At 62.6% G+C, this 13,691-nt stretch carries 11 protein-coding genes; 2 read left to right on the forward strand and 9 right to left on the reverse strand.

Translation table 11 applies throughout. The features are described 5' to 3' along the window. Positions 1–27: 27 nt before the first annotated feature. From BLW71_RS21975 to betC, 3 genes are all read right to left on the reverse strand, one after another. Positions 28–1,176 carry a porin gene (locus BLW71_RS21975; protein WP_091801437.1) on the reverse strand — a complete coding sequence of 383 codons (1,149 nt, stop codon included), beginning with the start codon at positions 1,174–1,176 and terminating at the stop codon, positions 28–30. A gap of 268 nt (positions 1,177–1,444) precedes the next feature. Beyond that, entirely contained in the window at positions 1,445–2,395 is a 951-nt protein-coding gene (locus tag BLW71_RS21980; protein ID WP_091801442.1) for a choline ABC transporter substrate-binding protein, read from the reverse strand. A 51-nt stretch (positions 2,396–2,446) separates the two neighbouring features. After that, on the reverse strand, positions 2,447–3,985 hold the full coding sequence (gene betC / locus BLW71_RS21985) for a choline-sulfatase (protein WP_091801445.1): 1,539 nt from the start codon (positions 3,983–3,985) through the stop codon (positions 2,447–2,449). 162 nt (positions 3,986–4,147) lie between these two features. Here betC and BLW71_RS21990 point away from each other — a divergent pair, with 162 nt between their 5' ends. Beyond that, entirely contained in the window at positions 4,148–5,062 is a 915-nt protein-coding gene (locus BLW71_RS21990; RefSeq protein WP_091801448.1) for a choline sulfate utilization transcriptional regulator, read from the forward strand. A 137-nt stretch (positions 5,063–5,199) separates the two neighbouring features. Beyond that, complete coding sequence (gene purU / locus BLW71_RS21995; RefSeq protein ID WP_091801451.1) at positions 5,200–6,075, forward strand: formyltetrahydrofolate deformylase; 876 nt, start codon at positions 5,200–5,202, stop codon at positions 6,073–6,075. A gap of 81 nt (positions 6,076–6,156) precedes the next feature. Here purU and BLW71_RS22000 read toward each other — a convergent pair whose 3' ends face one another. The 6 genes from BLW71_RS22000 to BLW71_RS22025 all read right to left on the reverse strand — a co-directional run bounded on the left by BLW71_RS22000 (position 6,157) and on the right by BLW71_RS22025 (position 13,690). Next, the gene (locus BLW71_RS22000) at positions 6,157–7,014 is read right to left on the reverse strand and encodes a glycine betaine ABC transporter substrate-binding protein (protein ID WP_091801454.1); all 858 of its coding nucleotides are present in this window, start codon (positions 7,012–7,014) and stop codon (positions 6,157–6,159) included. Positions 7,015–7,149: 135 nt separating this feature from the next. Next, entirely contained in the window at positions 7,150–8,409 is a 1,260-nt protein-coding gene (locus tag BLW71_RS22005; RefSeq protein WP_091801457.1) for an FAD-binding oxidoreductase, read from the reverse strand. A 33-nt stretch (positions 8,410–8,442) separates the two neighbouring features. Then, positions 8,443–9,756 (reverse strand): aromatic ring-hydroxylating oxygenase subunit alpha, encoded by a 1,314-nt coding sequence (locus BLW71_RS22010; RefSeq protein WP_091801460.1) that lies wholly within the window; start codon positions 9,754–9,756, stop codon positions 8,443–8,445. Between the two features lie 73 nt (positions 9,757–9,829). Continuing rightward, positions 9,830–10,606 (reverse strand): drug:proton antiporter, encoded by a 777-nt coding sequence (locus BLW71_RS22015; protein WP_091801464.1) that lies wholly within the window; start codon positions 10,604–10,606, stop codon positions 9,830–9,832. Next, entirely contained in the window at positions 10,603–11,772 is a 1,170-nt protein-coding gene (locus tag BLW71_RS22020; protein WP_091801467.1) for an electron transfer flavoprotein subunit alpha/FixB family protein, read from the reverse strand. The genes BLW71_RS22015 and BLW71_RS22020 overlap by 4 nt, the downstream gene beginning before the upstream one ends. A gap of 4 nt (positions 11,773–11,776) precedes the next feature. Continuing rightward, entirely contained in the window at positions 11,777–13,690 is a 1,914-nt protein-coding gene (locus BLW71_RS22025; RefSeq protein WP_091801471.1) for a (Fe-S)-binding protein, read from the reverse strand. Position 13,691 lies beyond the last annotated feature (1 nt).

The raw sequence follows: 13,691 nt of genomic DNA on the forward strand, positions 1-13,691 counted from the left end.
ACACGGAAAGCCGCCCTTTGCCACCGGTCAGAACGAATGACGCATGCCGATCCGCACGTCGCTCTGCGTGTTCGACGAAGACGGCGTGAAGCTATAGCCGATCACCGCGTTCACGCCATCCGACGCGCGCAGATAGTCGCCGGAAATATAGACGTCCGTGCGCTTGGACAACAGGTAATGCAGGCCGAGCGAGCCCTGGTTCCAGTGGTTGCCTTCGAACCGTGTGTGTTGATATCCGCCGTACAGCATCAACGCCGGGGTGAACGTATAAGAAGCGCCAACCTCATAGACCTGCATATGCGAGGTCTCGCCGAGCCCCTTGATCGTGGTGTAAGTGAAGTCGCCGCTCAGCATGACCTTGCCGATCGTATAGGCCGCACCCACGGCAAACGCCCCTTGCTTGTCGACCGGAAACGCCGACGAGCTGTACAGGTCCGTTACCGCGCCGGTCGCGGGATCGACGGACACGGTCGGCTTGCCGAGGAACGTGCGCGTGCCGATCATCGCGTACGGGTCGAATGCGTAGATGCCGTACGGATTGTTCAATTGCGTATAGGCCGCGCCCATGTTGAAGTCGCTGTGCTCGTAACGCGCACCCACGCTCCATGCGCTCTTGTTGTGAAAGTCGCCCGCGGTATTGCCGAACGAATACATGCCGCCGAACGAGAAGCCTGCGTAGTCGTTGGAGAGAAACTTGACCGAATTCGGCAGCCGGTCGCCGTTCATCCGGTCGAAGTCGCCCTGATGGATCGCATAACCGCTCGCCCACGACGAGATGTTATAGAGGTAGACAAACTCCTCGGTCATGTCGAGCTGATTACCGAGCGAGAGCGTACCCCAGTTGCTCTTCAGGCCGACATATGCCTGGCGGCCGAACAACGCGCCGCCGAATCCGAGTTGCCCGTTGCCCACGTGAAAACCCGACTCGAGTACGAACACGGCCTGCAAGCCGCCGCCGAGATCTTCGACGCCCTTGAAACCGATCCGGTTACCGTACGAAATACCGTCGTCGAATTTGAACTGGTTGGCGCCACCGGCATTGTTCACGTAGGTGATGCCGGCATCCAGAATGCCGTACAGTGTGACGCTGCTTTGCGCATGGGCGGCCATCGGCGCACAGATAGCGCTTGCCGCGATAGCGAGTCCCGAAAGGCTGACGGCATTGCTCTTCTTCATCTAATTCTCCCCTGCTCTTTGCCTGCGTATTTCGTTGGATAAAGCGATCCCTGCTGCGCGCTGTTGACCAGCGCGCGGCGCTTCTCGCATGACGGGCAGTTCGAAACCGGCTGAGACCGAGTAAAACGGATTGAAGCTATCTGCGATGCATGTAATGACCAGTCACATTCACATCGCCGGATCAAGAATACGAGTCCAGATTTAGGAGGATTCGACCGGAAGCGACATAAATCTGTCGCCTGGCGACTTCATGGTTAGGAATGCGCTGTTATTTCATGCCGAGCGCCGTTTGCACGGCTTGCAAACCATTGGCGCCGCTCGCCGTGTTCACGCCGTCGAGCCACGACTTCAACAATTCAGGGTGACGCTTGAGCGCTTCGGTCGCGGCAGCGTTCACAGGGGTCTTCTTTTCCAGTACTTCGGTGATCACGCCGTTTTCCAGATCGACATTGAAGGTGAGCTGCCTGAACAGCTTGCCGACGTTCGGACACTGCTCGGCATAGCCGCTGCGCGCCACCGTATTGACCGTGGCGCCGCCGTAGTTGGGCCCGAAGTACCTGTCGCCGCCATCAAGGTAAGTGAGCTTGAACCTGGTGTTCATCAAGTGCGGTTCCCACGCAAGAAAGACAATCCATTTCTTCTCGCGCACTGCCCGCTCCACCTGCGTGAGCATGCCGGTCTCGCTCGACTCGACGAGCTTCCAGTTGCCGAGGCCGAACGCCTTGTCGTCGACCATCTTCTTGATGTTCTGATTGGCCGGTGCGCCAGGTTCGATGCCATAGATCTTGCTATCGAACTTGTCGGCGTTCTTTGCCAGATCCGTGAAAGAATGGATGCCGGCCGCCGCCACATAATCGGGTACGGCCAGCGTGAACTTGGCGTTGCTCAGATTCGGATGCACAACCTCGATCGACTTTTCTTCCTCGAACGGTTTGACGACCGGCGCCTGCGCGGGCATCCAGTTGCCGAGAAACACGTCGATCTGCCCTTTCTTCAAGCCTTGATATGTGATCGGCACCGACAGGTTCGCCACGCTCTGCTTATAGCCCAGCGCCTTCAACAGTACGCCGGTGATCGCATTGGTGGCGTCGATGTCGGTCCATCCGGGCCCCGCCATGTTGACTTGCGTGCACGACTGCGGCTCGGCGGCCAACGCGAATGTGGCCGACGCGCAAAGCAGCGCCACGCCGGTTACCGCCTGTTTGAAGAGCTTTTTCATTATGTCGGCTTCCTGTTCGTGAGGTGGGGTGGATCGTTAGCAGAGTGGGAATCAACGCACGACGGCGGGAAAACGCGCCATCGCTTCGAGCGTATCCAGATCGATGTGATTGCGCATATAGCGCTGGCTCGCATCGACATGCGGCTGCCAGTCCCACGACGCGACCGTGCCCTGTGTCGTGGAAGCGAAATGAAAATGACGCCGCCGCTGGCTTTGCAACACTTCGTTGTGCAGCGCGGCGAGATCCCAGCGTTGCGCGATCTCCTCACGCAACGCCGCGACCTGTGCCGCGTATTCGCTGCGCGCGGCAAGATTCTCCCGCTCCAGCGGGTCCGCTGCGACGTCGTAAAGTTGATCGGGATCCGCTGGCGTATGAATGAATTTGAAGCGGCCGCGCCGCACCATCACGATCGGCGCAATCGCACCTTCCGCCAGATATTCGCCAATGGCTTCATCGTGACCATCTTGGCGGCCCTGCAGATGCGGCACGAGGCTCTGTCCATCGAGCGAATCGGGCCACATGGCCGGCGATTCGCCGCGCGCCAGTTCGACCAGCGTGGGCAGCAGATCGAGATGCGAAACGGATGCCCGCACGCGATGCGCGTCGAATTGCTGCGGCGCGTGCACGATCAGCGGAACGCGGCAGCCACCTTCGAAGAAGGTCATCTTGTACCAGAGGCCCCGCTCTCCGAGCATCTCGCCGTGGTCGGAGGTTACGACGATCATCGTGTCTTTCGCGAGTCCCGACTGTTCGAGCGCTTCGAGGATCGCGCCGAACTGGTCGTCGACGTAGGAGATTGCGCCGTAGTAGGCTCGGCGCGCATTGCGAATCTGCTGATCCGTGGGCGGCGTGCGGTCGGTTTCGCATACATGGCGCAGGCGCTTCGAATGCGGATCGGCGTCTTCGATTGAATCGCGAAACGCGGGCATGTCGATGTCTTCGTCGCGATACAGGTCCCAGTACTTTTTTGGAATCGCATACGGGTCGTGCGGATGGGTTAGCGAGGCGACCATGCAGAATGGTCTTGCATCTTTTCCGGCATGACGTTCGCGTGCGATGTCGAAGAGTTTCTGGCGCGTGGTGAACGTGACTTCGTCATCGAAATCGAGTTGGTTGGTGCGCACGCACGGGCCCGCATCGATCACGGAGCTCATGTTGTGATACCACGTGGGGCGCGCTTCGAAATGCGCCCAGTCGGGCGTCCAGCCAAAGTCGGCAGGATAGATGTCGGTGGTGAGCCGCTCTTCGAAGCCATGCAACTGATCGGCGCCGCAGAAATGCATCTTGCCGGACAGAATGGTGCGATATCCTTCGGCGCGAAGATAGTGCGCGAACGTCAGCGTTTGCGACGGAAATTCCGCTGCATTGTCATAGGCGCCGATTGCCGACGGCAGCTTGCCCGACAGGAAGGAAAACCGCGATGGCGCACATAGCGGACTCGCGCAATAGGCGGATTCGAATACCACGCCTTGCTTGGCGAGCCGGTCGAGATTGGGGGTCCTGGTCAGACGGTGTCCGTATGCGGCCAACGCGAACGGCGTCATCTGGTCAGCCATCAGGATGAGGATATTCTTTTTGCTCTCAAGCATGGGGGCGTGCCTCGAATAGAATCACAAGTGTCGGTGCAAATGCCGCCGTTGTTGCAACGGCAAACGCGCGGCCCGATGCCGGGCCCGGCATGCGCACCACTATTGCCGTCCAATTCGCGACTGTGAAGACGGCAAATCGTTATGTGCCTATAAGGGGTTGTTATGCCGAGGCAGGATCGCTTGCCGCCAATGCAGGCGCTGGCCATGTTCGAATCCGCTGCGCGTCTGGCCAGCTTCACGGCTGCCGCGCGCGAGATGGGTTCGACACAGCCGGCTGTCAGCCAGCGCGTCGTGCAGCTTGAAGAAGCGCTGGGCACCCCGCTCTTCGAGCGCGGCCATCGCGGCGTTACGCTCACGGAAGACGGTGAGCGGTTGTTCGAAGCGGTGCGCCACGCGCTCGACACGATTCGCCTCGCCACCAGCGAAATCCGCGCGCGGCGCATGCCGCAAACCCTCACGCTCTCCACCGATTTCGGCTTCGCCACCTATTGGCTGATGCCACGTTTATCGCAGTTCAAGGCGCTGATGCCGGACGTCGACGTGAAGATCATCACCTCTCAGAACGTGTTCGATCCTTCGCACGATCAGGCGGACATTGCCATTGCATTCGGCGACGAACACGCCGACTGGAGCGCGCGCGGCGTGGTCAAACTGTTTCCCGAGCGCGTCACGCCGGTGTGCAGCCCCGCCTTTGCCGCGGCACACCCGTCGCTGCGTACGCCGTCCGAGCTGCTGCACCTCCCGTTGCTGCATCTCGAACCGACCCAGCCGGCGCGCTGGCTGTCCTGGACCGACTGGTTCGCCGCGCACGCGCTGGATGCGCCGCCCGCGCATCGCGGCATCACGTTCAACAGTTTTACGCTCGTGGCCCATGCGGCGATCATGGGCCAGGGCGTCGCGCTCGGCTGGGCGCCGCTCGTCGACGAACTGCTTGCAACGGGGCAACTCGTCGAACTGTTCGAGCCGCCGGTCGTCACCGAGCGCGGCTATCTGCTCGTCACGCAGCGCGCGGCGACGCCCGCTGTTAGCGCCTTTCGCCAATGGCTGCTCGGCGAATGCGGACTCGACGCCGACTGAGCACCGCCCCCGAATCTGGCGCTCCCGTTCCAGCGCGACGGCGTTTAGCTTCTATCCGCGCATGCGCCTGATTTGATCTACTGCGATGATGCATGCCGCGCCCCGTGGCATCGCCCTATCATCCAAGTGGAGAGCGCATGTCCGCCGATTCCCGCCCCGATCAACTGGTTCTCACCGTCGCGTGTCCGAGCGCGGCGGGCCAGGTCGCCGCCGTTGTCGGCTTTCTCGACCGGCATCATTGCTATATCGACGAACTGACCGTTTTCGACGACGACCTGAGTGAACGCTTTTTCGTGCGCTGCGTGTTCCACGGCGTGGACAGCAGCGAGACGCTGCATGCCGCGGGCCTCAAGCGCGAATTCGAGCCGATCGCCGAGCGCTTCCGCATGACATGGGCCATGCACGACGTCGGCACGCGGCCGAAAGTCCTGATCATGGTGTCGAAACTCGAACACTGTCTCGCCGATCTGCTGTTCCGCTGGCGCATGGGCGAGCTAAAAATGGACATTGTCGGCATCGGTTCGAATCATCGCGATCTCGAACCCTTGGCGCAGCAGCATGGCCTGCCCTTCCACCATCTGCCGATCACCGCCGATACGAAGCCGCAACAGGAAGCGCGCCTGCTCGATCTGTTCGAGACATCGGGCGCGGAGTTGATGATTCTCGCGCGCTATATGCAGATTCTGTCCGGGGAAACGAGCCGTGCGCTCGCGGCACGCGCGATCAATATCCACCATTCTTTCCTGCCCGGCTTCAAGGGTGCGAAACCGTATCACCAGGCGCATGCGCGCGGCGTCAAACTGATCGGCGCCACCGCGCACTTTGTCACTGACGATCTCGACGAGGGTCCGATCATCGAACAGGTGGTGGAGCGCGTCGATCATTCGTATAGCCCGGAGCGCCTGCTTGCCACCGGGCGCGACGTCGAATGCATCACGCTGGCGCGGGCCGTCAAGGCGTTTATCGAGCGGCGGGTGTTTATCAACGGCGATCGGACCGTTGTGCTGCAATAAACGAAAACGCCGCTGAAAGCGGCGTCTCTCTGAAAGCTGCCGCTTCACCGAAGCGGCAACACGTTCACACTAAGCGCGTAATCACTTCACCCAGCTATCCACGCGATCACCGTGCGCGCTGATCCACGCATCCGCGGCAGCAGTCGGCTTCTCGCCGTTTTGCGTGGCCAGCATCACGCTGTCGATCTCACCCGGCTTCCATTGGAACTTCTTGAGGAACGCGACAACCGTCGGCGCCTTCTTCTCGAGGTCAGGATTCACGACGCTATCCACGTGCTCCGCTTCGCCGAACACCTTCTTCGGATCTTCGAGGAATTTGAGCTTGTACTTCGCGAACATCCAGTGCGGCTTCCAGCCCGTCACGATAATCGGCTTGCTCGCCGCTTCCGAGCGCGCCAGTTCGGCGGTCATCGCGCTGCCCGAGCTCGGCATCAGCGTGTAATCGAGTCCGTAGGCCTTGATCGCCTCGCTGGTTTTCTGCATCACGCCCGCGCCGGCGTCGATCCCGACGATGCGGGAGCCGAACTCCGTCTTCTTCGCCTCCAGATCGCCCACGCTCTTCACGTCGGCGTTTTCTGGCACGATCAGGCCGATCTTCGCATCGTTGAAGTTCGGACCGAGGTCGACCACCTTGTCCTTGAAGTTGTTCCAGTACGCGCCGTGCGTGACCGGCAGCCACGCGGACAGCGTCGCATCGAGGTCACCGCGCGCCACGCCTTGCCACATCACGCCGGCTGCGACCGGCACGAGTTGCACCTGGTAGCCCAGACGCTTTTCGATCACGCGCGCGGCCACGTTCGAGGTCGCGACGCTGTCGTCCCAGCCTTCCACGTAACCGATCTTGATAGTCGGCTTGGTATCGGCCGACACACTCACGCTGCTTGCCGTCAGCGCCGCGCTCAATGCGCTCAACACGAATATCTTTTTGATCAGTCTCATCGCCGTTCTCCCGTTTGCCGTCACAACAACCCAATGAGCATTTAGAATCGCCAGCCAGAATTGCCAGGTAGCGTTGTTTTCCGACATCCAGTTGTCCGCACGCGACTTCGGCCACTGGGGGCCGTCCTTCTCGTCTTACTTATCCACGACCAGATCGGTCAACGGCTTGCTGCAGCACAACAGCACCATGCCCTGATCGATCTCACGCTGGCGAATGCCGCCTGCGTGTTTCATCGCGACTTCCCCCGATACCAGCTTGACCTTGCAGGTGCCGCACATACCCTGAGTACACGACGCGGGCAGCCGCACGCCCGCTTTCTTCGCGGCGTCGAGCACGTGCTGGCCACTGCCGCATTCGATCTCGCGATTGCTCTTGGCGAAACTCACCTTGAAGCGGGTTTCCGTTTCTATGGAAGCGGGCGCCGGTGCGAGCGCGGGCGTGAAGCCCGGCGCCTGTTCGCGCGCCTCGATAAAGCTCTCGGCCGTGACCGGCGCGCTCGCGTTCAGCAACGCGTCCGCCACGTGAGCGGTGGTCAACTGCGCGGCCACTTCGCCCACGGTCTCGAACGAGAAACTTTCCTCGTGGTAGTGACTGCGATCGAAACCGCCCTCGTCCAGCAGATTGCGCACCGCTTGCATGTACGGCGCGGGTCCGCAGGTAAAGATCTCACGTTCCAGAAAGTCCGGCGCGATGAGCTTGAGCAGCGGCAATGTCAGAAAACCGGTCACACCTGGCCAGTTCGTGCGCGCGCCGAGCCGTTCGCAAACAAACGCGGTGCGGAAATGCGCCTGATTCGACGCGATCAGGTCGAGTTCGCGCGCGAAGATAATGTCGTCCGGTGTGCGGGCGCTATGCACGAACACGATGTCGCTATCTTCACCGAGTTCATGATGCGCGCGGCTCATCGACATCAGCGGCGTAATACCCGAGCCCGCCGATAAAAACAGGAATTTACGCGCCGGGTGCCGCGCGCAGGTGAATTCGCCCGCCGGCCCGAGCACGCGAACCTCGGCGCCCGCGTGCAGATTGTCATGCAGCCAGTTCGACACCTTGCCGCCCGGCACGCGCTTGACCGTGATCGAGATCGTATGCGGACGCGTGGGCGGCGAAGAGATCGTATAGCAGCGATTGATCGACTCGCCGTCTATCTCCAGTTCCAGCGTAATGAACTGCCCCGGCTCGAATACGAACGCCCGTCCGGACGGCGCGCGAAAGAAAAAGCTCTTTACGTCGTGCGTTTCCTGGCGGACCTGGCAGCACACCAGCGTGTCGTCGGTGTCGCTGTTCCAGCGCGCCGGCAACGCTTCCCAGAAACGCGGCTGCGTGACCCGGCTGGCAGCGTGGTCCGCGGCCGGCTGGGTGCTGAGCTGAAACGTCGCCTGATCGCGCATCATTGTTTTCTCCGACTCCTGGTTGCGGTGCCGCGCTCAGCGCATGAAAGACACGACTTTTTCGCCGTGCGAAGCCGGCGTGGTTTCGCCTGCTTCATGGGTTTGGGGCGCATTGCTGTAATCCGCCAGGCGGCCGATGTACCACTCGCAGAACTTCTCGACGAGGCCTTCCGTGAACGGCGAATACGGACCCGGCTCATAAGCGCTGCTCGTCGCGCCGCGTTGCGAGTACTCGACGAGTGCGCGATCCTGATCGTTCGTCGCGCGCCACACAGCCGTGAGGTTGTTCACGTCGTAATCGATGCCTTCGCGCGCATCCTTGTGAACGAGCCACTTGGTGCGCACCAGCGTCTTGCCCGCCGAGAGCGGAATCACCGAGAAGCTGACAATATGATCGCTCATGAAGTGATGCCACGAATTAGGCTGCGTCCAGAACGACAGGCCGCCGAGATCGGCCTGCTCGAAGCCGCCGAGCAGTTTCTTCGAGGCCACTTTCGCGTCGAGCGTCTGCGATTCGCCGTCGCGATCGAGCGGCAGGCGTTGAGTGCGAAAACCGGTGACCAGATCGGCAAGCCGTTCGATTTCCGCGGAAGGCAACTGCATCGCTTCCCATTGCGCGGTGCGGCGAGCCACGGTCTCTTCGAACGCGGCCATGCCCTCTTCATTGGCCGGCGTGCGCTGATAACCGAAACCGTATTCGTACAGCGAAATGGTCAACTCGGGATGGTTCGCGACGCAGTGATAGCACTCGCGATTGTTTTCCATCGTGAGTTTCCAGTTGCCCTCTTCGACAATGTCGATCGAGGCCGCGATCTTGCAGTTGGCCAGATCGTGCGGCAACAGATACGGTTCCATCGCCGCGCGCACCACGGCGAAGTCCGCTGGCGGGTTGTCCGCGAGGCAAATGAAAATCAGGCCGGCCAGATTCTCGAGATGCACGGACTTCAGGCTATGTTTGCAGCGGTCGAACTGGTCGCCCATGTGTTCGGCGAACATCAGATCGCCGTTCAGGTTATACGTCCAGCTGTGATACGGGCAGACGATATTGCCGAGCGAGCCTTTGTCGGTATTGCACAGGCGCGCGCCGCGATGGCGGCAGACGTTGTGAAACGCCCTCACCTGCATATCGTCGTCGCGCACGATCAGGATCGAATCGTTGCCGATCTCCACGGTGATGTAGTCGCCCGGCTCCGGCACGTCCGGTTCCACCGCGACCTGAATCCAGTGTTGCCGGAAGATCGCCTCCATGTCGAGCGCGAAAATATTCTCGCTCGTATAGAAAGGCGCTTCCAACGTGTGATTCTTCTTACGGCGTTCGATCATTGCGCGAACGTCTGCCGAAACTTTCATTGTGTGCTCCGTTGCATGTCACGTCTGGCGCCGCGCCAGGCCCTCCTGGTCGCATGCTGGCCCGAACCGGAAATCAGTAATCCACGAGTTGATGCTCGCGCAAATACGCGAGAATGACTTGTGCTTTTTCGACGGAACTCCCTTCAATTACGACGCTGCCGCCTCGGCTCTCGGTCGTCGTGGCAGACAGCATGCGGGCGTGGCCGGAACGCTTTTCGGCGGCGGCAAGCCGCACCGGTTTGGCGGCTGCCGGGCGGATAGTCCAGGCAAGCTCGTCGGCGCTGCCGGCGGCTTGCGCGGCGACCGGGCGGATCGTGCCTTCGCGCAACCGTGCGTAGGCGTACGTGGGAGCGGCGTTGGCCAGCGGGTGCACGGCGATCAGCGCGGGCAACCGCACCTCCACGCGGCGGCGCAACCCCTTCGGCATGAACTGGCGCACTTCCGCACAACCGTCGCGCAACGTCACGTCGACAGCCGCGCCGACCAGCGCAATATCCAGCGCATTGGCGACGCGATACGGCAGCATGCCGCTGTCGAACGCGCCTTCCGCGCGCGTGCCGGTCAGAACGAGGTCGTAGCCACGCAGCCGCGCGGCTAGCGGAGCGGCTGCGTCCGCCTGGATTTCAGGTGTCGTGGCTATTTCAAGCACTTCGACCGAACGTGCGCCGAGTGCCAGATACTCCTTCAACGCAGGGTTCGACGGATCGCCCGCATGCAGCACGTCGAGCGTCGCGTTGTGTTTTCTGGCGAGCGAGAGCGCCATGGTCAGCGCGGCGGCATCGTTGCGGCTGTAGCGCGCCGTGCCGCTCACCGGATGACGACCCACGGAAACGAGGACGGCAATCTTCATGCGAGCGCTCCTTCGTTGACAGCCGTTGAATTCAGCAGCGCCGCACCGGTTCCGCGCGCAGTGCGCGCCGCGGCCGCTGCTTCGTTGAGCGCCGCGATGGTTTCCTGCGCGTCCGCGATCACTGTCAGGTTCGCGCGCTTGGCGATCGGCGCGCTCGCGTCGAGATTCACCGCGATCACATGCCGGCAGTCCTTGATCCCTTGCAGATGCTGGACCGCGCCGGAAATGCCGAAGGCGATATACACACTCGCTTCGACGGTCTTGCCGGTCGCACCGATCTGTTTGTCGCGGGTGAACTTGCCGTCGTCCACGGCCACACGGCTCGCGCCGATGGCCGCGCCCAGCGTGGCCGCCAGACGCTCGAACGCCGGCACGTCGCGCACGCCGTTGCCCGCCGAAACGATGAAATCCGCTTCTTCGAGCGCCAGTTGCGCGGCGTCGATTTCCTCGATGCCGAGATCGCGCACCGCGCCTTGCGCTGCTGCGGCGTCGCCGTCGAAGCGCCACATGACTCGCTCGCCCGCGCCGACGAACGGCAGCTTCGGATCGACCGCGTTGGGCGCGAGCAGCACTACCTCGGGCAACGTGCGCGCGGCATACGCTGTATTCGCCTGAACATAGGCCGCCACATGCGCGGCGTCGATCTCGACGACATGCGTGGCGACGCTCGCATTCGCTGCGGCTGCGTAACGGCGGCCAAGGTCGCCGTCGCCGGTTGCGTTATCGGGGAGGAAAACATGCGCCGGCGCGTAAGCCGCGACGCACGCGGCCAGCGCATTCAATTCGTCCAGCGGCGCGAAGGTGCGGCGGTCGAACATCGGCAATTCGATCAGTTTGTCGGCGCCGAGCGCTGCGGCGTCGCCGCTGAACTCGCCGAAGACCAGCAACACCACCTCGGTCGTTGCGTCCGCAATCAGGGCGGCGCCGGCCAATACCTGGCGCGCGTGATCGTCCAGCGCGCCACGGTCCGCGTGGGCGGCCACCAGCATCACACGCTGAGGCGTCGCCGTGGTGCGGCGCGGTTTGGCCTGTTCGCGATGCGAGGCGCCGTGCGCGGTGAATTCCAGTGAGCCCGCCACACCCGTCACACCGAGGGTGATACGCCTGAGTCCGTCTGCCGTGATCGTGAACGGACGGCGCGGGTCGATTCGTTTGAGAGAGTTCATCGCGTTACTCCAGCGCCGCAGCAACCAGTTCGGCGACGTCCAGCACTTCCGGACGCGGCCCCACAACGCCTTCGAGCATCGCTGTGCAATTCGGGCAGCCGACCGCGACGATCTCCGCACCGACGGTTTTCGCGTCGTCGATACGAATGTCGGGAATGCGCCGCTTGCCCGGAATATCGGTGAGGGGCGCCCCGCCGCCACCGCCGCAGCAGCGTCCGCGCATGCCATTGCGCTCCATCTCCACGACCTTGATTCCGATGGTCTTCAGCAAGCGGCGCGGCGCCTCCGTTTCACCGTTATAGCGGCCCAGATAGCACGGGTCGTGATACGTGATCTTGCGATCCGCAAACGCGGCCACCGCACGCGGCGTGAGCTTCCCGCTCGCGACCAGTTGCTCGATCAGCGCCGTGTGATGCTGCACCTCGTAGAAACCGCCCAGCGCGCGATATTCGTTGCGCAGGCTGTGCAGCACGTGCGGGTCCGCGGTGACGATCTTGCGGAACGAGTACTGCGAGAGCGTGCCGATCAGCTTGTGCGCGAGCTGCTGGAAGGTCGCTTCGTCGCCGAGACGGCGGGCAGTGTCGCCCGTATCGGTTTCCACGCCGCCCAGCACCGCATAGTCGATGCCCGCGCGATTGAGCACCTTGACCAAAGCGCGCAGCGTGCGCTGATAGCGCATGTCGAACGCGCCTTCGCCGGCGATCAGCAACACGTCCACCGGACGGCCCGGTTGCGCGACCTGCACTTGCAGATCGACGGCCCAGTCGTAACGCGCGCCGATGTCGTAGCCGTTCGAACTGCCCGTCTCGCGCAGATTCGCGAGCGTGATCGGCCCCTTGCCCGGCACGCTGCCTTCAACCAGCGTCTGATTGCGGCGCATATCCACAATCGCGTCCACATGCTCGATCAGCATCGGGCACTCCTGCACGCAAGCGCGGCAGGTCGTGCAGGACCACAGCGTGTCCGCTTCGATCAGGCTGGAGATCAGCGGCTTGCCCGGCGCACCGGCGTGCTTGCCGACCGGAATGCCCGGCGTGGGACTGCCCGCGTATTCGGCGTCCGTGCCGCCCACCATGCCCGTGACGAGGTCTTGAATCAGCTTCTTCGGATTGAGCGGCTGACCCGCGGCGAACGCGGGACAGGCTGCTTCGCACTTGCCGCACTGCACGCACGCATCGAAACTGAGCAACTGGTTCCAGCGAAACTCGACCGGCTTGCCGACGCCGTATTCCTTCGCGTCGAGCAGCGGTGCTTTCAATGCGGTAGGCGGCACCACGTCCGCGTCATTGCGCTCGGCAAAACGCTCCTGACGCGGATGAAACGCGAGATGCAGCAACCCGGCGAGCGCATGCTTCATCGGGCCGCCGCGCGCCGCGCCGAACGTCATCGCAAACGCGCCCACCGCGATCAGCAGCGCGACGATGACGGCGAGCGCACCGGACATCGCGGAAGCCGGCAGCGCGATGAACAGCACCAGACCGAGCGCAAACGACCCGAGCAGCAGCGGCAGATGATCCCATGGCCCGCGCGAGAGCCGCGCCGGCACCGCTTTCGCGCCGTGGCGGCGGCGCCAGACGAACACCGCGCCGACCAGCATGACGAGCGCGGCCAGAAAGATCAGCTTGTCCAGCCACGGCGAGTAAATAGCCAGCCCGTAGTTGACGAACACCAGCGCCATCGCGAGAATCGCGCCGCCCGCGGTCGCCACGTGCGTTTTGGCGATGTACGGATCGCGCGCCACCACATGATGCAGGTCCACGAAATAGCGCTTGGGAATCGCCAGCAGATTGGTCCAGCCGTAAGCGCCCGCCGCCGTGGCGCGGCCTTCGCGCCAATACGCGGCGCGCTTGACGAGCGCGAACGCCAGACCAGCCACCGACAACCACAACAGGACGGTGATGACAAACACGGGGCTCATC

It is taken from the genome of Burkholderia sp. WP9 (genome assembly GCF_900104795.1).
In the GTDB taxonomy this organism is placed as follows: domain Bacteria; phylum Pseudomonadota; class Gammaproteobacteria; order Burkholderiales; family Burkholderiaceae; genus Paraburkholderia.

Bases quoted from the DNA above. Each gene is read 5' to 3' on its own strand.
- BLW71_RS21975 (WP_091801437.1), bottom strand. From the start codon at position 1,176: ATGAAGAAGAGCAATGCCGTCAGCCTTTCGGGACTCGCTATCGCGGCA.
- BLW71_RS21980 (WP_091801442.1), bottom strand. From the start codon at position 2,395: ATGAAAAAGCTCTTCAAACAGGCGGTAACCGGCGTGGCGCTGCTTTGC.
- betC (WP_091801445.1), bottom strand. From the start codon at position 3,985: ATGCTTGAGAGCAAAAAGAATATCCTCATCCTGATGGCTGACCAGATG.
- BLW71_RS21990 (WP_091801448.1), top strand. From the start codon at position 4,148: ATGCCGAGGCAGGATCGCTTGCCGCCAATGCAGGCGCTGGCCATGTTC.
- purU (WP_091801451.1), top strand. From the start codon at position 5,200: ATGTCCGCCGATTCCCGCCCCGATCAACTGGTTCTCACCGTCGCGTGT.
- BLW71_RS22000 (WP_091801454.1), bottom strand. From the start codon at position 7,014: ATGAGACTGATCAAAAAGATATTCGTGTTGAGCGCATTGAGCGCGGCG.
- BLW71_RS22005 (WP_091801457.1), bottom strand. From the start codon at position 8,409: ATGATGCGCGATCAGGCGACGTTTCAGCTCAGCACCCAGCCGGCCGCG.
- BLW71_RS22010 (WP_091801460.1), bottom strand. From the start codon at position 9,756: ATGAAAGTTTCGGCAGACGTTCGCGCAATGATCGAACGCCGTAAGAAG.
- BLW71_RS22015 (WP_091801464.1), bottom strand. From the start codon at position 10,606: ATGAAGATTGCCGTCCTCGTTTCCGTGGGTCGTCATCCGGTGAGCGGC.
- BLW71_RS22020 (WP_091801467.1), bottom strand. From the start codon at position 11,772: ATGAACTCTCTCAAACGAATCGACCCGCGCCGTCCGTTCACGATCACG.
- BLW71_RS22025 (WP_091801471.1), bottom strand. From the start codon at position 13,690: ATGAGCCCCGTGTTTGTCATCACCGTCCTGTTGTGGTTGTCGGTGGCT.